The sequence below is a fragment of the Sphingomonas abaci genome (assembly GCF_014199625.1).
Classification (GTDB): Bacteria; Pseudomonadota; Alphaproteobacteria; order Sphingomonadales; family Sphingomonadaceae; genus Sphingomonas; species Sphingomonas abaci.
Genome location: NZ_JACHNY010000001.1, coordinates 560,083 through 577,500, shown reverse-complemented (window position 1 = coordinate 577,500; position 17,418 = coordinate 560,083). Strand labels below are relative to the sequence as shown.

The window sequence follows — 17,418 nt, the reverse complement described above, 5'->3', positions numbered from 1 at the left end:
CGGGCTCATAGCGCGGGCAGGCCGTCCAGCAACTTGTCGCAGGTGATCGGGAATTCGCGCACCCGCACGCCGCAGGCATTGTAGACCGCGTTCGCCACTGCCGGAGCCGCGCCGGAAATGCCCAGCTCGCCGATCCCCTTGGCGTGGATGGGGTTGGCGTAGATGTCGCGCTCGTCGAGGAAATGCACTTCGAGCTGTGGCACGTCGGCGTTCACCGGCACGTGATATTCGGCGAGATCGCGGTTCACCAGCTTGCCGTTGCGCTGGTCGTGGATCAAATCCTCGGTCAGCGCCGCGCCGATGCCGAAAGTCATGCCGCCCAGGCATTGCGAGCGCGCCGTCTTGGCGTTGAGCACGCGGCCGGCGGCGAATACGCCCAGCATCCGGCGCACGCGCACCTCGCCGGTCACGGCATTGACCGCGACCTCGGCGAAATGCGCGCCGTAGGACGCCTGGGTCATCGCCTTTTCCATCTTGCCCGGCTTGATCTCGCCGGTCGCCTCCATGCCCTGGCCGACCAGCTCGCCGAGCGGGACCGAGCGATTGGCGCCGATCGCCTGGCCGTCCTTCAACGTCAGTTCGCCGGGGTCCACGTCCATCGCCTTGGCCAGCTTGTCGCGCAGCAACTCGCAGGCGAGATAGACCGCCGATCCAGCCGAGGTCGCGCCCCAGGAGCCGCCCGAGCCCGCCGCTGGCGGATCGTTGGTGTCGCCCAGCGACATGCGGATCTTCTCGACCGGGATGCCCAGGATCTCGCCCGCGATCTGCGCCAGGATCGTGTAGCTGCCGGTGCCAATATCGGTCATCGCCGACGACACGGTGGCGCTGCCGTCGGCATGGATTTCCACCTTGGCCGAGCTTTGTTGCAGCATGTTGGAGCGCGCGGCGGAGGCCACGCCCATGCCGATCAGCCACTCGCCCTCGCGCCTCTGCGCTGGACGCGGATTGCGCTGGTCCCAGCCGAACTTCTCCGCGCCCACTTGCAACGCGCGGCTGAGCTGGCGCGAGGAGAAGGGGATGTCCTTCTCCGGATCGGCGTCGATGTCGTTCGCCTTGCGCAGGTCGATCGGGTCGAAGCCCAGCTTCTCCGCCAATTCGTCCATCGCGCATTCCAGCCCGATCATCCCCACCGCTTCGCCCGGCGCGCGCATCGAGCCGGAGAGCAGCAGGTTCAGCGGCACCATGTCGTGCGTGATCGAGCGGTTCTCGCCGCGATAGAGGAAATGGGTGCCGATGCCGACGGGCTCGAAATAATCCTCGCCCGGCAGGTTGGAGGTGAGCGAGTCGTGCCCGATCGCGGTCAGCTTCCCGTCCTTGCCGGCGGCGAGGCGCAGCCGCTGCTCGGTGTTGGAGCGACGCACCGTGGCGTCGAACACCTGCGTGCGTGCCATCACCGCCTTGACCGGGCGGCCGAGCCGCTTCGCCGCGATCGCCGCCGCGACGCTTTCAGGCGCAATGCCGAGCTTCGAGCCGAAGCCGCCGCCGATGTAGCGGGCGATGATCCGCACCTTCTTCTCGCTGATGCCGAGCGACTTGGCGAGTTGCTGCGCGTCCGAGGTCGGCATCTGGTAGGAGCCGTAGAGCGTCAACGCGTCGTCGTTCCACACCGCGATCGAGGCGTGCGGCTCCATCGCCGCCGAATTCTGGCTGGGGGTGACATAGGTGGCCTCGACGGTCACCGGCGCCTGGGTCATCGCCTTGTCGACATTCCCTTGCGTGTAGTGCGCCGGAATCTGCGAGGCGGGGGGCGTCTCGCTCTGGTCGCGATTGGCGTCGAAGTCATAGGCGCCGGCGGCATAGTCGTATTCGATGTGCAGCCGTTGCGCCGCGTCGCGCGCGACCTCGAAGCTCTCCGCCAGCACGATCGCGACGATCTGGCCGAAATAGCCGACCTCTTTCACGCCCTGCGTCGGCGCGGTCGTCTCGCCACCCTGCTGGGGGTTGCGGATGAACGTGTCGTAGTCGGTGATGACGTCGATCACGCCGGGCATCGCCTTGACCGCCGATGCATCGATGGCCGTGACCGTGCCATGGCCTATCTTGGCGCCGACCAGCACGCCATGGGCAAGGTTGTCGATCTGGTACTCGGCGGCATAGGTGGCGGTGCCGGATACCTTGAACGGCCCGTCGACCCGGTCGAGCGGGCGCGAGATGACCCCTTGCACGCTCGTGTCGAGCAGGCTGTCGGGGTGCGGCTTGTCCATCGTCAGGCTGTTGCGGTCGCCCTGGCCGAAGATCGCGTCGAGCATCTTACTTCCCCGTCAGTTCGCGGAGCGACGCGATCAGCGTGCGCCGGGCGAGCGGAATCTTGAAATCGTTGCTGCCCTGGCCCTTGGCGTCGGCCAGCAGCGCATCGGCGGCGGCGGCGAAGTTCGCGTCGGTCGCCGGCTTGCCGACGATCGCCGCCTCGACGGCCGGGTTGCGCCACGGCATCGGCGCCAGACCGCCAAAGGCGAGCGAGGCGGAGGCGACCACATCGCCGTCCATCCGCACCACGCCCGCCACCGACACCAGGGCAAAGGCATAGGAGGCGCGGTCGCGCACCTTGCGGTACAGGTGCCGCGCGCCCTCCACCTTCGGCGGCAGCTCGACGGCAGTGATCAGCTCGCCCGGCTCCAGCACCGTCTCGATCTGCGGCGTGTCGCCTGGCAGGCGGTAGAAGTCGCCGATCGCGATGCGGCGGCGGTCGCCGTCCGGTTTCTGCGTGACGATCGTCGCGTCGAGCGCGCGCATCGCCACCGCCATGTCGGAGGGATGCGTGGCGATGCACTTCTCCGACGTGCCGAGCACCGCCAGAATGCGGTTGACGCCGCCGATCGCGGAACAACCGCTGCCCGGCTCGCGCTTGTTGCAGGGCGTGGCGGTGTCATAGAAATAATAGCAGCGGGTGCGCTGGAGCAGATTGCCGCCGGTCGTCGCCTTGTTGCGCAACTGGCCCGATGCGCCGGCCAGCAGCGCGCGGCTCAGCACCTCATAGTCGGCGATGATGCGCGGATCGGCGGCCAGGTCGCTGTTCGGGACCAGAGCGCCGATCGACACGCCGCCCTCGTCGCGCGGGGTGATGCCGCCGAGCGGCAGGCGGGTGATGTCGACCAGCTTGGCAGGGGTCTCGATCTGCAGCTTCATCAGGTCGAGCAGGTTGGTGCCGCCGGCGATGAAGCGCGCCTGGGGGGCAAGGGCTTCGGCGACCGCCTGGTCGGCATCGCCGGCGCGCGCATAGGCGAAGGGTTTCATGCGCCGATCTCCCGCGCGGCTTCCAGCACCGGCTGGCGATCGCCCTTGCCGGCGACCTCGCGGATGGCGTCGACGATGTTGGGATAGGCGGCGCAGCGGCACAGATTGCCGCTCATCCGCTCGCTGATCTCCGCATCGCTCAGCTCGACCGCGGTCAGATCGGCCGAGGCATGGCTGGGCCAGCCCTTCTCGACTTCACCGAGCATCCCGACCGCCGAGCAGATCTGGCCCGGCGTGCAATAGCCGCACTGGTAGCCGTCGTGGCGGACGAACGCGTCCTGCATCGGGTGAAGGTCGCCGACCTGGCCCAGCCCCTCGATCGTCACGATTTCGCTATCCTCGTGCATGACGGCAAGCGTCAGGCAGCTGTTGATGCGGCGGCCATCGACCAGCATCGTGCACGCCCCGCACTGGCCATGGTCGCACCCCTTCTTGGAGCCGGTCAGCCCCAGATGTTCGCGACACAGGTCGAGAAGCGAGGTACGGACATCGACCTCCGCGTCATGGGTCTTGCCGTTGATGTTGAATTTCATGCCACCGCCTCGTCACGAATCCGTGTCTGAACGCGGACTTGCGCCTGCGGCTCCCGTTGCGAGCGGTTCTCATGACATGAATCAGGGTTCGCGATCACATGGATAACCATCCCACCGCGCGACCGATCGTGATCGCGCATCGCGGATGCAGCGGCGAACGGCCCGAACATACGCTCGCCGCCTATGAACGCGCGATCGACCAAGGCGCGGACGTCATCGAGCCCGATTTGGTGCCGACGCGCGACGGTGTGCTGGTCGCGCGGCACGAGAACGAAATCGGCGGCACCACCGATGTCGCGCGCCATGCCGGCTTCGCGCGCCGGCGGACCACGAAGACGATTGACGGGCAGGAGGTCACCGGCTGGTTCGTCGAGGATTTCACGCTCGCCGAATTGAAGACGCTGCGCGCGCGCGAACGCCTGCCCGACCTGCGCCCGGCGAACACCGCGTTCGACGGTCGGTTCGAGATTCCAACGCTGGGGGAGATCATCGCGCTCGCCAAGGCGCGGGGCGTCGGTCTCTATCCGGAGACCAAGCATCCGACCTACTTCGCGGCGATCGGGCTCGGGACGGACGCCCCCCTGGTCGCCGCGCTCCATGCCGCCGGGTGGAGCGGGCCGGACGATCCCGTCTTCATCCAGTCGTTCGAGGTGGGCAATCTTCGGCGCATCGCGGGGATGACGCGGCTGCGGCTGATCCAGCTCATGGACGCGCAGGGCGGGCCGGCGGACGGCGCGGTGCCCAGCTACCAGATGATGGCGACGCCGGGTGGCCTGCGCGCGGTCGCCGCCTATGCCTATGGCATCGGGCCGAACAAGGCCCAGCTCGGACAGGGCGGTCTGGTCCGCGATGCCCATGCGGCGGGCCTGCGCGTCCATCCCTGGACGTTCCGGGCGGAAAACCGGTTTCTCGCCGCACCTTTCCAGCGGGCGGGGGCGACGGGCGATCTGGCGGGTGAGATCGCCGCGGCGCTCCGCCTCGGAATCGACGGATTCTTCACCGACTATCCGCTAATCGGCGTCCAGACCCGTGACGCCGTCGCCAAGGAATCCCGTGATGCGTAAGCCCCTGCCGCTTCTTGTCCTCCTGCCGCTGGCGACGGCCGGCTGCGTCAGCACCGCGACGGCGATCGTCAAGGCACCGTTCCAGGTGGCCGGCAAGGCGGTGGACTGGACGACGACCAGCCAGGAAGAGGCGGACCGCAACTACGGCCGCAAGATGCGCAAGGAGGAAGCGCGCGAGGGCAAGGAGCGCCGCGAATTCGACAAGCGCTGCCGCCGCGACCCTGACCGCGACGAATGCCGACAGGGCTATCAGGGCTTCCAGGCGGGGCGGCGCTAGAGCGACCAGAGCAGCGTGGCGGGGAAGGGTGTCCAGCGCCCGACCCGCACGCCGGCGTGGCGCAGCGCGTCGCCCGTCCAGGCGTTGCAGGTCCGCAGCGCGGAATACCGGCCGTTGGATTCGTAGAACACGTCATCGCGACCATAGCCGGGGTAGCGGGCCGCGTCGCGTGCGCGCGCGCCGCGGATGAAGGCGGCGAGCCGGCGATATTCGGCCGGCCGCAGCAGGATGCGCCGCACGTCCGGCGCCGCGATGGGGCGGGGGACATGCTCGACATGGAGCAGCGTGCGCCGGCTGCCCAGCGCCGCCGCCAGGATGGTGGCGGGACGCACATCGGCCCAGTGCGGCGTCTCCAGGTAGAAGGTCCGCTCACCCCAACCGATCGCGAGATGGTCCCAGCCGCCGAAGCGCGGGTCGGCGAGGTCCCCGGCTGGGAAAAGCGCGCGCCAGTCGACGCCCGCCGCCCGCTTGGGGACGACCAGGCCGGTATGGACGCCGTTCGACACGACGAAGATTTCGACACGACCGGCTGGCGGCGGCGGCGGGCGCCAGTCCGGGTGGGCGGGCAGCGCGCCGCCGGCCAGCCCGGCCACGCCATAGCCGATCAGGATCGCCGCCAGCGTCGCGGCCAGCCAGCCCATCCACCGGGCGATGCGCGATGTTCCTCGTCCCACGTCGCCATGCTAGAGGATCGCCAGGGCAGAGGGAACGCCGGTTCTCGCCCGCCCACCGGAGCGACGGCTGGATCGCCCGGTGGCGGAGATCGTGCCGGGCGGCATGGTGCTGACCCATGGCATTCGGACGTCCGCACGGAGCCGCCGGACCCCGGGCTCCGGCATTTGCCGGAACCCGGGATCGCGCATCACAGATCCAGCGCCCAGCCGTCGCGGCCCTTTGGGTCGAACGGTCCCGCCGGCACGAAGCGGTCCGGGCCCGCCGTCAGGCGCAGCACGCTCCAGTCGCCGCGCCGGTCGACCGCCTCCAGCGTGCAGCCGCAGGCCGCATAGGCGGCCACCACCTCGGCACGCTGCGTCTCCAACAGGCCGGCGAGCACGATCGTCGCCGAGGGGCCGGCGATCGCCGCGAGTTCGGGCGCCATCGAGACCAGCGGTCCCGCCAGGATATTGGCGATCACCAGGTCATAGGGGGCGCGGTCGGTGACCGGATCGGCCAGCGCGCCGTCGGCGACGATCAGTTCGATGCCGTTGACCGCGTTGAGGGCGGCATTCTCCGCCGTCACCTCGATCGCGACCGGATCGATATCGGTCGCGACGATCCGCGCGTCGGGCCAGAGATGCGCGACCGCGAAGGCGAGCAGGCCGGTGCCCGTGCCAACATCGATCGCGCTGGCGACATCGCGGTCCGCCAGGCCGTCGAGCATCGCCAGGCAGCCGCTGGTCGTCTCGTGATGCCCGGTGCCGAAGGCGCGGCCGGCGGGGATGTGGAAGGCGCGGACGCCCGCCGGTACTTCGGCCGCGCCGCTATGCACGAAGAAGCGGCCGACCGACAGCGGCGCCAGCCCCGCCTGGCTCAGCGTCACCCAATCCTCGGGCGGCAGGTGGGTGATCGTCGCCGCGCGCGCGCCGGCGCTCGGCACCAGGGCGCGGACCTGCGCGACCAGCGCCGCATCGGGCTCCGCCTCGACATAGGCGTCTAGTCGCCACTGTTCGCGGTCGTCCTCCACCTCCTCGGTGGTCATGAGGACCGCGCCGGCGATCAACTCGTCGGCCATGTCGATCGCCTCCGCCTCGGCGCGGGTGCAGGGCAGGCTGATCTTCCAGCTATCGGACATAGCTGGCTCCGTTCACGTCGAGCACCGCACCGGTCATCGACGGCGGCGCCTCCAGCGCCAGGAAGCGGACCGTGGTCGCGACCTCCGCCGGGTCGGCGACGCGGCCGAGCGGGATGTCGGCGAGCAGCCTGTCGCCGCCCCGGCTGGCCAGATAGTCCTCGGCCATGCCGGTCATGGTGAAGCCGGGGCAGACCGCGAAGGCGAGGATGCCCTGCGCCGCGTAGCCGCGCGCGATCGTCTTGGTCATCGCCACCATGCCGGCCTTGGACGCGGCATAATGCCAGTGGGCGGGCGAGTCGCCGCGATAGGCGGCGCGACTGGCGACGTTGACGATCCGCCCGCCGACGCCGCGTTCCTGCCAGTGCAGCACCGCCAGTCGGCAGAGCTCGGCCGAGGCGGTGAGGTTGATCCGCATCGTCCGTTCCCAGCCCGCCAGCCAGTCGGGATCGTCCAGCGGATTGGCCTCGAACACGCCGGCATTGTTGACGAGCACGTCGATCGCGCCGCCGGCTTCGTCCAGCGCGGCGCGCCACAGCGCGGTGGCCGCATGCGGTTCGTCGAAATCGGCGGGGATGCCGCTGGCGGTGCCATGGCCGATCACGGCCTGTCCGTCGGCGCGCAGCCGCTCGGCGATCGCCGCGCCGATGCCGCGGCTCGATCCGGTGAGGAGTATGGTCATGCCCGGCGGCTTAGCGCGGGCGGCGGGCTTGGTCATCCCGCCACTTGACCGGCCGAGGGGCTGACGAACACATCCTCGATCCGGCAGGCGAACAGCTCGGCGATGCGGAAGGCGAGGGGAAGCGACGGATCATAGCGGCCCGTCTCGATCGCGATCACGCTCTGGCGCGAGATGTCCAGATTCTCGGCCAGCGTCTGCTGGCTCCAGCCGCGGGTCCCGCGCAGCTCCTTCAGCCGGTTGTTCACAGGCCGGCCTGCCTCCGGCCGATCAGCATCCTGCCGCGCTCGATCAGGCGATTGAGGACCCCGCCGATCGCCAACCCGGCGATCCACACGATCGGCCAGACATAGCCGACAAGGTGCGGCAGCAGCTCGAACCCCTCCAGGAACCCCCAGATCGTCGCGGCGCTGAGCGCGATGCCGGTCGCGAACAGCAACTGGCGGACCTGGAGCATCCGCAGATACTCGTCGCTCTCCTCGACGAGATAGACGGCCATCATCCAGAAGAAGCCGCACACCGCCAGCGCCGGCAGGATGCCGACGACATAGGCCAGCGGCCCCGCGACCAAGTGGCGCGACAGTAGATAGACGGCGGCGAACAGCAGCGCCGTATAGACGAGGCTCAGGATCAGGACGCGCCGGTTGTAGCGACGCTGCGCAGGCGAAAACGGCATGTAAAGCCTCCTTCAAGATGTAAAGGATACTTTACATATAAAAGACGCTTTACGTCAAGCGTGCTTGACAGGAGGTCACGCCGCGACCTTCGCGACGAAATCCCCGGCGCTGGCCTTCAGCGTGCCCAGCCGGCCATCGAGCGAGTCGAAGCCGCGGCCGACGCCGTCGATCTCGGAGGCGACGGTCTCGGTGTCTTCGCGGATTGCGGCGATGGTGCTCGACATCGAGTCGGCGGCGAGCGCGGTCTCGTCGACGGCGGCGGTGATCGCGGTCACGGTCTGCGCCTGCGCCTCCATCGCGAAGCGGATGCGGTCGGCGCTTTCCTGCACCTCGTGCACGGTCGACTTGATCGAGGCGTTGGTCTCGACGGTGCCGCGCGTCGCCGACTGGATCGCGGCGATCTTGGCGGCGATGTCGTCGGTGGCGCGCGCGGTCTGGCTGGCGAGGCTCTTGACCTCCTGCGCCACCACCGCGAAGCCGCGCCCGGCGTCGCCCGCGCGGGCCGCCTCGATCGTGGCGTTGAGCGCGAGCAGGTTGGTCTGCCCGGCGATGTCGCGGATCAGGCCCAGGATCGATTCGATCGACTTGGCATGGTCGGACAGCGCCTCCGACATGCCGACCGCCTGGCCCGCCTGGGCGGAGGCGCGGGTGGCGATCTCGGCGGCGGCCTCGACCTCGATGCGGGCATCCTCGATCGCGCGGATCAGCCCGGCGGCGGTCTGCGCCGCCTCGCGCATCGCCACGGCCGATTGTTCGGCGGCGGCGGCCACCTCGGACGCCTTGCCCAGCATCCCGCGCGCGAGCAGCGACGCCTTGTCGCTCTGCTGGCGCAGGTGCGAGCTGCTCTGGCTCGCCTCCTCCACGGTCTCGCCGATATTCTCGCGGAACTCGCCCGCCAGCCGTGCGCGCGTGCCCTGCGCCGCATGGTCGATGAAGCCGGCATAGAGCGCGACGGTCAACTCGGTCTCCAGCGCGAACAGCCGCATCAGCGTATCGGTCATGCGGGCGCGGTCGGGATGATCCGCGTCGAGCCGCGCCATCAGCGCCTTGAGCGCGGCGCGGTCGCTGGCGCAGGACATGGCGAGCATGTCCATGGTGCCGACCCCGGCGCCATAGGCGGCCGCGACCGAGCGTTCGAGCGATTCGATCCAGGCGAGCCCGGCCAGGTCGCAGAAGCGGTTGCGCAGATAGGCGCGGCCGGCCTCCAGCAGACGCGAATGGTCGAGCGGCCTCCACTCGGCGGCCCCCGGATTGGCGACGCGGTAATGCGACCAATAGGCCATGACGATCGCGTCCAGATCGCCCTCGATGATCGCGTAGAGCGCGCGCGCATCGGCGACGAGGGCGCCATCGCCGCCGTCGAAGGCGCGGATGCGCGCGGCCATGTCGATGCCGGCCGCGATCGTGCCGGGCACGGGAAGGTCGATCGCGCTGCTGGCGCCGCTGGTGGTCATGCCGAAGATGTCCCCTGAAACTCGTGGCATCATCGCTAGCCCCCTTGGGTTAACGTCAAGTTAGAAAAAGGGACGGGAGCGGCCGCATTCCGGCATCCCATGTCACATCGGCTTCACCCTTGGCTTGCATCGTGGCCCCGTGCGCCTCATAGGGCGGCGGAATTGCATCGATCGAGGACCGTCGCCTTGGCTTCCCGTAATCCCGCCCGGCCGCTGAGCCCGCATCTCCAGATCTGGCGCTGGGGCCCGCACATGCTGGTCTCCATCCTTCACCGCGTGACCGGCAGCGGCATGGCGACGGTGGGGTCGCTGCTGCTCGTCTGGTGGCTGGCGGCGCTTGCCGGCGGCGCGGAGAGCTACGCCACGTTCCAGGGCGTGTTCACGACCGACAGCGGCGCGCTGAACGTGTTCGGCGTCATCATCGGCGTCGGGCTGACGCTGTCGCTGTTCCAGCACATGATGTCGGGCATCCGCCACCTCTTCCTCGACACCGGCGCCGGGTTCGAACTGAAGACCAACAAGACCTTCGCCATGCTGACCATGGTCGCGTCGGTGACGCTGACCGCGGTCTTCTGGCTCTATCTGGGGATGAAGTGATGCGCTCGTCGCTCGGTCGTGTCCGGGGCCTCGGCTCCGCCAAGGAAGGTACGCATCACTGGTGGTATCATCGCCTGACGGCGGGATCGAATCTGGTGCTGATGCTGTGGCTGCTGATCGCGATCGCGCGCCAGCCATCCTATGACTATGCCACGCTGCACGCGTGGATGCAGAGCGCCTGGGTGGCGGTGCCGATGGCGCTGTTGATCCTGTCGGTCTTCTATCATTTCCGCCTGGGCCTGCAGGTGGTGATCGAAGACTATCAGCATGACGAGAGTCGCGTCGTGCTGCTGGTCCTGCTCAACTTCTTCGTGGTGGCGCTCGGCGCCACCGCCATCTTCTCGATCCTGAAGATCGCCTTCGGAGCCGCCGCCTGATGTCCGCTGCCTACAAGATCATCGACCATACCTATGACGCGGTCGTCGTCGGGGCGGGCGGGTCCGGCCTGCGCGCGACCATGGGGATCGCCGAGGCGGGACTGAAGACCGCCTGCATCACCAAGGTGTTCCCGACCCGCAGCCACACGGTTGCGGCGCAGGGCGGGATCGCCGCCTCGCTCGGCAACAACACGCCGGACCATTGGTCCTGGCACATGTACGATACCGTCAAGGGGTCGGACTGGCTGGGCGACCAGGACGCGATCGAATATCTCTGCCGCGAGGCGCCGCAGGCGGTGTACGAGCTGGAACATGCCGGCGTGCCGTTCAGCCGCAACGCCGACGGCACCATCTACCAGCGCCCGTTCGGCGGCCACATGCAGAATATGGGCGACGGCCCGCCGGTGCAGCGCACCTGCGCCGCCGCCGACCGCACCGGTCACGCCATGCTGCACGCGCTCTACCAGCAGTCGCTGAAGTACGACGCGGACTTCTACGTCGAATATTTCGCGCTCGACCTGATCATGGAGAACGGCGTCTGCCGGGGCGTGATCGCCCTGTGCATGGAAGACGGCTCGATCCACCGCTTCCGCGCGCACAACGTCGTGTTGGCGACCGGCGGCTATGGCCGCTGCTATTTCTCCGCCACCTCGGCGCACACCTGCACCGGCGACGGCAATGCGATGGTGCTGCGCGCCGGCCTGCCGCTGCAGGACATGGAGTTCGTGCAGTTCCACCCGACCGGCATCTACGGGGCGGGCGTGCTGATCACCGAGGGCGCGCGCGGCGAGGGCGGGTACCTGACCAATTCCGAGGGCGAGCGCTTCATGGAGCGCTATGCCCCCTCCGCCAAGGACCTGGCGTCGCGCGACGTCGTGTCGCGTTCGATGGCGATGGAGATGCGCGAGGGTCGCGGCGTCGGCGAGCACAAGGATCATATCTACCTGCACCTGGATCATATCGATCCCAAGGTGCTGGCGGAGCGGCTGCCCGGCATCACCGAGACCGGCAAGATCTTCGCCGGCGTCGACCTGACGCGCCAGGCGCTGCCGGTGACGCCCACCGTGCACTACAACATGGGCGGCATCCCGACCAACTATCATGGCGAGGTCGTCTGCCTGAAGGATGGCAATCCCGATCACGTCGTGCCCGGCCTGTTCGCGGTGGGCGAGGCGGCGTGCGTGTCGGTGCACGGCGCCAACCGGCTGGGCTCCAACTCGCTGATCGACCTGGTCGTGTTCGGCCGCGCCACCGGACTGCGGATCAAGGACCAGCTGAAGCCCGGCACGCCGCACAACCCGCTGCCCAAGGGATCGGAGGAACTGGCGCTCAGCCGGCTCGACCGGTTCCGCAACGCGAACGGCGGCACGCCGACCGCGAAGCTGCGCACCGAAATGCAGCGTACCATGCAGAAGCATTGCGCGGTGTTCCGCGATTCGGCGCTGCTGACCGAGGGCGTGGCAAAGATGAAGGACATCTATGCCGGGATGCAGGACGTGTCGGTCAAGGACCGCTCGCTGATCTGGAACACCGACATGGTCGAGACGCTGGAGCTCGACAATCTGATGGCGCAGGCGACGGTGACGATCCAGGCGGCCGAGAACCGCAAGGAATCGCGCGGCGCGCACATGCACGAGGACTTCCCCGAGCGCGACGACGCGGACTGGATGAAGCACACGCTGACCAGCTTCCAAGGTTGGGGCGGCCAGGGCGGCGGCGTCGCGATCGACTATCGCCCGGTGCACGACTATACGATGACCGACGATATCGCGTACATCAAGCCGAAGAAGCGCGTCTATTGACGATGCTCCGGGCCCGGCGGCGGCTGATCCGCCGCCGGGCCTGACGATCATGCGGACGCTGTTCGGCCTTCTCGCCCTGCTGATCGCGACGCCGGGCTTCGCTCAGCCCGGCGCGCCGGTAGTGTCCGCGCCGCCGGCCGTCTACGCCACCGATCCCTTCTATGCCCGCTATGTCGATGCGGGCGGCATTCCCATCCTGTCCTCGTCGCGCACGCCCGACCGCGCGTTGCTGCTGGCGCGTGAGATCGTGCTGTCGCTGTTGGCCAAGCGCCCCGACATCGCCGCCGAACTGCGCCGCGAAGGTCTGCGCGTGGCGATCATGGCGCCCGACGAGTCGACGCTCGACATCCCCGAGCAGCGCGACTGGAAGAAGCCAGCGATCGACGATCCACGCCTGACCCGGTGCGAGCGGAAACATTATCAGGAACGGATCGGCCGGCTGACCGATCGGCAATATTGGGATTATCGCGCGCGCGGCATGGGCGGGCTGCTGACCAGCGCGGCCGCGGAGAACCTGCTCGCCGGCCCCAATGACCGGTATCACGGCCAGAACACCTTCGTGCACGAGTTCAGCCATGCGATCTTTCGGGCGGCGGCCCGGATCGATCCGGCGTTCTTCCGCCGGGTGGAGAAGGCCTATTTCCACGCCCGCAAGACAGGCCTGTGGACAAACGAATATGCCGCGACCACGATCGAGGAATATTGGGCGGTCGGCACGCAATTCTGGTTCAACTCCGCGCCGCTCGCCAGCTTCGGGTCGGTCAAGGTGCTGTCGGACGGGGATTTGAAGGCGTACGACCCGCGCCTTCATGCGGTACTGGCGGAGGTCTATGCCGGGCACCAGGCGGCGGGCGACCTGTTCTGGCAGCATCCCGACCGCGTGCCCAAGGGACCGGTCCCGGAATTCACCGCGGAGGTGTGTTGAGGCGGATCATCGAGAATGCGCGCCATCGCCTGCGAATTTGGCACCACCCCGGCGGAGGCCGGGTTCCAGTGACGGAGCGATTGTCGTCGCTCATCGGAGTCCCCCAACTGGATCCCGGCCTTCGCCGGGATGGTGAAGCGGGGAGGGAGGCGATGATGGCTTTCTCGAGCCGGGGGTAGCTCAGGACGGCCGTCTGCCCGCCCACCACCAGGCGACCGCCGACCCGGCGAGGCCAGCGATGATCGCGCTGGTCGTGCCCGGATTCAGCGCCGCGCTGGTATAGAGGCTGGTCCGCCGCGCATGGGGATGTTCGCCCGACCGTATCCGGCCGGCCCCGACACCCCATTTCAGGTTGCTCGGCTCCGGCTGCGCCTTGCGCGGATCGGTGAAGGTCTTGGCCCCGATCGGCGCGATTTTCTCGAACAGGGTCGGGAAGTGGTTGGCGAACAGCACCTGGGCCAGCCCGCCGCCGCCGACCGTGATCGTGCGGCGCGGCCTCACCGCACAGGCCAGGATCGCATCGGCGACCAGTTGCGGGTCGTAGATCGGCGGCGGAATCTGGCCCTCGCCGCGTTCGTGATTGGGGGCGTGCTGGCCAATCGGCGTGTCGATGCCCGACGGCTTGACCAACGTCACCGCAATCGGCGCGCCCGCCGCCCGCAACTCCATCCGCAGCGCCGCGACATAGGCCTTGATCGCGTGCTTGGACGCGGCATAGGCCCCCATGATCGGGCTGGGCATGTCCGACACGATCGAGCCCACCGTGATCAGCGCGCCGCCCTGTTTCAGCAGATGCGGCACCGCCGCCTTGCAGCCATGGACGACGCCGAAGTAATTGGTGCGGAACAGCCGTTCATGCTCGTCGTCCGGCGTCTCCATCAGCTTGGCGTAAAGGGCCACGCCGGCATCGTTGACCCAGGTGTCAATCCGCCCGAAGACCTCCACCGCATAGTCCGCCGCCGCCTGCACGCCCGCGGCGTCGCCGACATCGGCGGCCTTGGCCTCGACCCGCAAGCCCTCGGCCTGCCACTGGGCGACCAGGCCGCGCAGCACATCCTCCGATCGTGCGACCATCAAGACCTGGGCGCCCGCCTCGGCAGCGGTCCGGGCGGTTGCCAGACCGATGCCGGAACTCGCGCCGGTGATGACAATGGCTTGTTCTTTCAATGGCTTGAGGCGGATCGCCATGCTGTTGCTCCTGCTGGTCGGCCGCTCCAACCGGGCGAGGGGGACCGGGGTTCCCGCAAATAAACCCGCCGCGCCCCGGAACCCCGCGCCCTCGGTCCCGGTTAGCCGCGCCATGACCGACCAGCCCAACACCGCCCTGCGCTATCCGCTGCTCGCGGTGCCGCATATCCAGCTCTACGGCACCGTGGACGAGACGATGTATGCCAGCTTCAAGCAGCAATATGCCGAAGCCCCCGCCGAGGGACCGCTGGTCGTGTCGATCACGACCCTGGGCGGCGATCCGGAGATGGCGCGTGCGATGGGCGACTCGATCCGGCTGCTGCGCGATTATACGGGGCGCGAGGCGCTGTTCCTGGGCAAGGTCGCGGTCTATTCGGCGGGCGCGACGTTCATGTCCGCCTTTCCCGTGAACTGCCGCTTCCTGACGCGCGGCACCCGGCTGATGATCCATGAGCGATCGCTGACCTCGACCGTCCAGCTCAGCGGGCCGTTGTCGACGCTGCCCGACATATTGAAGGCCAAGCTGCACGAGATAGAGCATTCGATGCGCATCCAAGACGAGGGCTTCGCCGCGATCGTCGACGGATCGAACGTGACGCTGGACGATCTGAAGGGCCGCGCGACCGCCAACTGGTATGTCGATGCGGCCGAGGCGCTGGCGCTGGGGCTGGTGCTGGACGTGATATAAAGCACCGTAAGGGGCGAACGGACCATCACGGGGTTGCGCCGCCGCCGCTAAGGGCATAGCGGGAACGTAATCAGAGATCGGGACGTATCATGGCCGAATTCGCCCTTCCCAAGAACAGCAAGATCACCAAGGGGCAGCATCACGCCGCCCCCGTACCCTCGTCCGACCGCAAGCGGATGAAGGCGTTCAAGATCTACCGCTACGATCCGGACAGCGGCCAGAACCCGCGCTACGACACGTTTGAGGTCAATCTGGACGAGTGCGGGCCGATGGTGCTCGACGCGCTGATCAAGATGAAAAGCGAGCAGGACAGCTCGCTGACCTTCCGCCGCTCGTGCCGCGAGGGCATTTGCGGCTCGTGCGCGATGAACATCGACGGGCGCAACGGTCTGGCCTGCACCACCGCGATCGAGGATGTGAAGGGCGAGGTCCGGATCACGCCGCTGCCGCACATGGACGTGGTCAAGGACCTGGTGCCGGACTTCACGCATTTCTATGCGCAGTACAGCTCGATCAAGCCCTGGCTGCAGACCGTGACGCCGCCGCCTTCGGGCAAGGAGCGGCTTCAGGCGCCCGAGGATCGCGCCAAGCTGGACGGGTTGTATGAGTGCATCCTGTGCGCCTGCTGCTCGACGAGCTGCCCCAGCTATTGGTGGAATAGCGACAAGTTCCTGGGCCCGGCGATCCTGCTCCAGGCCTATCGCTGGCTCGCCGACAGCCGCGACGAGATGACCGGCGAGCGGCTCGACGCGCTGGAGGACCCGTTCCGACTCTATCGCTGCCACACGATCATGAACTGCGCGAATGTCTGCCCCAAGGGCCTGAACCCCGCCAAGGCGATCGCCGAGATCAAGAAGATGGAAGCCGAGCGGATCGTTTGATCGCGTTTGTGTGCCAAGCGACCGGCGGCGTGGCGGTCTCGCCCCGCCGGTCGTTCCGCCCTTTTTACAGGGCTTGACCCAGGGCGCCCGCCCGGCCCGCGCGGGGAACGACCCGCCGGCTGGAAGCCCCGATGACCGTCCTTACCGCCTATAATGCGCTGCTCGCCGCCGGCGAGCTTCGCCCCGATCCCGAACAGGCCGCCGCCGCCGCCCGGCTCGACCGGCTGGCCGGCCAGCTCCAGGCCGCGCCGCGGCGCGGCTCGCTGCTGTGGCGGCTGGCGGGGCGCAAGCCGCAGAGCCCGCGCGGGCTTTACCTGTGGGGCGGGGTGGGACGCGGCAAGTCGATGCTGATGGACCTGTTCTTCGCGCAGGTGCCGATCGAGCGGAAGCGCCGCGTCCACTTCTCCGAGTTCATGCTCGAGGTCCATGCCCGCATCAACGACGAGCGGCGCAAGGAGCAGGGCGACCCGATCCCGCCGGTCGCGGCGGCGCTGCGGGACGAGGCGCGGCTGCTCGCCTTCGACGAGATGATGGTGACCAATAGCCCGGATGCGATGATCCTGTCGCGGCTGTTCACCGCGCTGATCGAGGCGGGGGTGACGGTGGTGACCACCTCCAATCGCGCGCCGGCCGACCTCTACAAGAACGGTCTCAACCGCGAGCATTTCCTGCCCTTCATCGCGCTGATCGAGCAGCGGCTGGACGTGCTGGCGCTGAATGGCCCGGTCGACTACCGGCGCGACCGGTTGGGGTCGCAGGACACCTGGCTGGTGCCGAACGGGCCCGAGGCGACGGCCGACCTGTCCGCCGCCTTCTTCCGCCTGACCGACCACGAAGTGAGCGAGCCGATCCCCGCGGACGACCTGATCGTGCAGGGGCGGACGCTGCATGTGCCCAAGGCGCTGAAGGGTGTGGCGGTCTTCTCGTTCAAAAAGCTGTGCGGCGAGGCACGGGGCGCGGCGGATTATCTGGCGGTGGCGCGGCGCTACCATACGGTGATCCTGGTCGGCATTCCGCGCCTGGGGCCGGAGAACCGCAACGAGGCGGCGCGGTTCGTTGCGCTGATCGACGCGCTCTACGAGCATAAGGTGAAGCTGCTCGCCGCCGCCGATGCACAGCCCGACCGGCTCTATGAAACCGGCGACGGGGCGTTCGAATTCCAGCGAACGGTCAGCCGGTTGGAAGAGATGCGGTCCGACGATTATCTGTCGGCCGGCCACGGATCGGACCCCGCCTGACCAGCCGATGAATGG

The 17,418-nt window shown here is 68.4% G+C and carries 19 protein-coding genes; 9 read left to right on the top strand and 10 right to left on the bottom strand.

Features of this window, described 5'->3' with window-relative positions; genetic code table 11:
• Window positions 1-5 precede the first annotated feature (5 nt).
• The 3 genes from GGQ96_RS02540 to GGQ96_RS02530 are packed head-to-tail and all read right to left on the bottom strand — an operon-like array spanning window position 6 to window position 3,767.
• Complete coding sequence (locus tag GGQ96_RS02540; protein WP_184111199.1) at window positions 6-2,249, bottom strand: xanthine dehydrogenase family protein molybdopterin-binding subunit; 2,244 nt, start codon at window positions 2,247-2,249, stop codon at window positions 6-8.
• A 1-nt stretch (window position 2,250) separates the two neighbouring features.
• Window positions 2,251-3,234 carry an FAD binding domain-containing protein gene (locus GGQ96_RS02535; protein WP_184111197.1) on the bottom strand — a complete coding sequence of 328 codons (984 nt, stop codon included), beginning with the start codon at window positions 3,232-3,234 and terminating at the stop codon, window positions 2,251-2,253.
• On the bottom strand, window positions 3,231-3,767 hold the full coding sequence (locus GGQ96_RS02530; RefSeq protein ID WP_184111195.1) for a 2Fe-2S iron-sulfur cluster-binding protein: 537 nt from the start codon (window positions 3,765-3,767) through the stop codon (window positions 3,231-3,233). The genes GGQ96_RS02535 and GGQ96_RS02530 overlap by 4 nt, the downstream gene beginning before the upstream one ends.
• A gap of 98 nt (window positions 3,768-3,865) precedes the next feature.
• Here GGQ96_RS02530 and GGQ96_RS02525 point away from each other — a divergent pair, with 98 nt between their 5' ends.
• Both GGQ96_RS02525 and GGQ96_RS02520 read left to right on the top strand, forming a co-directional pair.
• A complete protein-coding gene (locus tag GGQ96_RS02525; RefSeq protein WP_184111193.1) occupies window positions 3,866-4,831 on the top strand; it encodes a glycerophosphodiester phosphodiesterase in 966 nt (321 codons plus the stop codon).
• Window positions 4,824-5,108: a hypothetical protein gene (locus GGQ96_RS02520; RefSeq protein ID WP_184111191.1), complete on the top strand. Its 285-nt coding sequence runs from the start codon at window positions 4,824-4,826 to the stop codon at window positions 5,106-5,108. Before GGQ96_RS02525 ends, GGQ96_RS02520 begins: the two co-directional genes overlap by 8 nt.
• On the opposite strand, the gene GGQ96_RS02515 is transcribed toward GGQ96_RS02520, so the two are convergent.
• From GGQ96_RS02515 to GGQ96_RS02490, 6 genes are all read right to left on the bottom strand, one after another.
• Window positions 5,105-5,782: a TIGR02117 family protein gene (locus GGQ96_RS02515; protein ID WP_343058898.1), complete on the bottom strand. Its 678-nt coding sequence runs from the start codon at window positions 5,780-5,782 to the stop codon at window positions 5,105-5,107. The genes GGQ96_RS02520 and GGQ96_RS02515 overlap by 4 nt on opposite strands.
• A gap of 188 nt (window positions 5,783-5,970) precedes the next feature.
• Window positions 5,971-6,900, bottom strand: coding sequence for a 50S ribosomal protein L11 methyltransferase (locus GGQ96_RS02510; RefSeq protein ID WP_184111189.1), 930 nt, complete (start codon window positions 6,898-6,900; stop codon window positions 5,971-5,973).
• Entirely contained in the window at window positions 6,890-7,579 is a 690-nt protein-coding gene (locus GGQ96_RS02505) for an SDR family NAD(P)-dependent oxidoreductase (RefSeq protein ID WP_184111187.1), read from the bottom strand. The genes GGQ96_RS02510 and GGQ96_RS02505 overlap by 11 nt, the downstream gene beginning before the upstream one ends.
• A gap of 32 nt (window positions 7,580-7,611) precedes the next feature.
• A complete protein-coding gene (locus tag GGQ96_RS21285) occupies window positions 7,612-7,824 on the bottom strand; it encodes a helix-turn-helix domain-containing protein (protein WP_184111185.1) in 213 nt (70 codons plus the stop codon).
• Window positions 7,821-8,252 (bottom strand): hypothetical protein, encoded by a 432-nt coding sequence (locus GGQ96_RS02495; RefSeq protein WP_184111183.1) that lies wholly within the window; start codon window positions 8,250-8,252, stop codon window positions 7,821-7,823. The genes GGQ96_RS21285 and GGQ96_RS02495 overlap by 4 nt, the downstream gene beginning before the upstream one ends.
• A 75-nt stretch (window positions 8,253-8,327) precedes the next feature.
• Entirely contained in the window at window positions 8,328-9,707 is a 1,380-nt protein-coding gene (locus GGQ96_RS02490) for a methyl-accepting chemotaxis protein (protein ID WP_184111181.1), read from the bottom strand.
• Between the two features lie 252 nt (window positions 9,708-9,959).
• On the opposite strand from GGQ96_RS02490, the gene sdhC reads away from it, so the two are divergent.
• From sdhC to GGQ96_RS02470, 4 genes are read left to right on the top strand one after another with little or no spacing between them, the layout of a single operon-like run.
• Window positions 9,960-10,304, top strand: coding sequence for a succinate dehydrogenase, cytochrome b556 subunit (gene sdhC, locus GGQ96_RS02485; protein ID WP_425506687.1), 345 nt, complete (start codon window positions 9,960-9,962; stop codon window positions 10,302-10,304).
• Complete coding sequence (gene sdhD, locus GGQ96_RS02480) at window positions 10,304-10,681, top strand: succinate dehydrogenase, hydrophobic membrane anchor protein (RefSeq protein WP_184111177.1); 378 nt, start codon at window positions 10,304-10,306, stop codon at window positions 10,679-10,681. The genes sdhC and sdhD overlap by 1 nt, the downstream gene beginning before the upstream one ends.
• Window positions 10,681-12,483, top strand: a complete 1,803-nt coding sequence (gene sdhA / locus GGQ96_RS02475) for a succinate dehydrogenase flavoprotein subunit (RefSeq protein ID WP_184111175.1) — start codon at window positions 10,681-10,683, stop codon at window positions 12,481-12,483. Before sdhD ends, sdhA begins: the two co-directional genes overlap by 1 nt.
• A gap of 49 nt (window positions 12,484-12,532) precedes the next feature.
• Window positions 12,533-13,408 (top strand): M90 metallopeptidase family protein, encoded by an 876-nt coding sequence (locus GGQ96_RS02470; RefSeq protein WP_221239746.1) that lies wholly within the window; start codon window positions 12,533-12,535, stop codon window positions 13,406-13,408.
• Between the two features lie 180 nt (window positions 13,409-13,588).
• Here GGQ96_RS02470 and GGQ96_RS02465 read toward each other — a convergent pair whose 3' ends face one another.
• Window positions 13,589-14,596 (bottom strand): SDR family oxidoreductase, encoded by a 1,008-nt coding sequence (locus tag GGQ96_RS02465; RefSeq protein WP_184111173.1) that lies wholly within the window; start codon window positions 14,594-14,596, stop codon window positions 13,589-13,591.
• A 112-nt stretch (window positions 14,597-14,708) separates the two neighbouring features.
• Between GGQ96_RS02465 and GGQ96_RS02460 the strand changes: the two genes are divergently transcribed.
• The 3 genes from GGQ96_RS02460 to zapE all read left to right on the top strand — a co-directional run bounded on the left by GGQ96_RS02460 (window position 14,709) and on the right by zapE (window position 17,403).
• Window positions 14,709-15,284, top strand: a complete 576-nt coding sequence (locus tag GGQ96_RS02460) for an ATP-dependent Clp protease proteolytic subunit (RefSeq protein WP_184112186.1) — start codon at window positions 14,709-14,711, stop codon at window positions 15,282-15,284.
• 89 nt (window positions 15,285-15,373) lie between these two features.
• Window positions 15,374-16,165: a succinate dehydrogenase iron-sulfur subunit gene (locus GGQ96_RS02455; protein ID WP_184111171.1), complete on the top strand. Its 792-nt coding sequence runs from the start codon at window positions 15,374-15,376 to the stop codon at window positions 16,163-16,165.
• A gap of 131 nt (window positions 16,166-16,296) precedes the next feature.
• Window positions 16,297-17,403 (top strand): cell division protein ZapE, encoded by a 1,107-nt coding sequence (gene zapE, locus GGQ96_RS02450; RefSeq protein ID WP_184111169.1) that lies wholly within the window; start codon window positions 16,297-16,299, stop codon window positions 17,401-17,403.
• The last annotated feature ends 15 nt before the right edge of the window (window positions 17,404-17,418 follow it).

Excerpts from the sequence above, each read along its gene's own strand:
- GGQ96_RS02540 (WP_184111199.1), bottom strand. The coding sequence starts at position 2,249 with ATGCTCGACGCGATCTTCGGCCAGGGCGACCGCAACAGCCTGACGATG.
- GGQ96_RS02535 (WP_184111197.1), bottom strand. The coding sequence starts at position 3,234 with ATGAAACCCTTCGCCTATGCGCGCGCCGGCGATGCCGACCAGGCGGTC.
- GGQ96_RS02530 (WP_184111195.1), bottom strand. The coding sequence starts at position 3,767 with ATGAAATTCAACATCAACGGCAAGACCCATGACGCGGAGGTCGATGTC.
- GGQ96_RS02525 (WP_184111193.1), top strand. The coding sequence starts at position 3,866 with ATGGATAACCATCCCACCGCGCGACCGATCGTGATCGCGCATCGCGGA.
- GGQ96_RS02520 (WP_184111191.1), top strand. The coding sequence starts at position 4,824 with ATGCGTAAGCCCCTGCCGCTTCTTGTCCTCCTGCCGCTGGCGACGGCC.
- GGQ96_RS02510 (WP_184111189.1), bottom strand. The coding sequence starts at position 6,900 with ATGTCCGATAGCTGGAAGATCAGCCTGCCCTGCACCCGCGCCGAGGCG.
- GGQ96_RS02505 (WP_184111187.1), bottom strand. The coding sequence starts at position 7,579 with ATGACCATACTCCTCACCGGATCGAGCCGCGGCATCGGCGCGGCGATC.
- GGQ96_RS02495 (WP_184111183.1), bottom strand. The coding sequence starts at position 8,252 with ATGCCGTTTTCGCCTGCGCAGCGTCGCTACAACCGGCGCGTCCTGATC.
- GGQ96_RS02490 (WP_184111181.1), bottom strand. The coding sequence starts at position 9,707 with ATGACCACCAGCGGCGCCAGCAGCGCGATCGACCTTCCCGTGCCCGGC.
- sdhC (WP_425506687.1), top strand. The coding sequence starts at position 9,960 with ATGCTGGTCTCCATCCTTCACCGCGTGACCGGCAGCGGCATGGCGACG.
- sdhD (WP_184111177.1), top strand. The coding sequence starts at position 10,304 with ATGCGCTCGTCGCTCGGTCGTGTCCGGGGCCTCGGCTCCGCCAAGGAA.
- sdhA (WP_184111175.1), top strand. The coding sequence starts at position 10,681 with ATGTCCGCTGCCTACAAGATCATCGACCATACCTATGACGCGGTCGTC.
- GGQ96_RS02470 (WP_221239746.1), top strand. The coding sequence starts at position 12,533 with ATGCGGACGCTGTTCGGCCTTCTCGCCCTGCTGATCGCGACGCCGGGC.
- GGQ96_RS02465 (WP_184111173.1), bottom strand. The coding sequence starts at position 14,596 with ATGGCGATCCGCCTCAAGCCATTGAAAGAACAAGCCATTGTCATCACC.
- GGQ96_RS02460 (WP_184112186.1), top strand. The coding sequence starts at position 14,709 with ATGACCGACCAGCCCAACACCGCCCTGCGCTATCCGCTGCTCGCGGTG.
- GGQ96_RS02455 (WP_184111171.1), top strand. The coding sequence starts at position 15,374 with ATGGCCGAATTCGCCCTTCCCAAGAACAGCAAGATCACCAAGGGGCAG.
- zapE (WP_184111169.1), top strand. The coding sequence starts at position 16,297 with ATGACCGTCCTTACCGCCTATAATGCGCTGCTCGCCGCCGGCGAGCTT.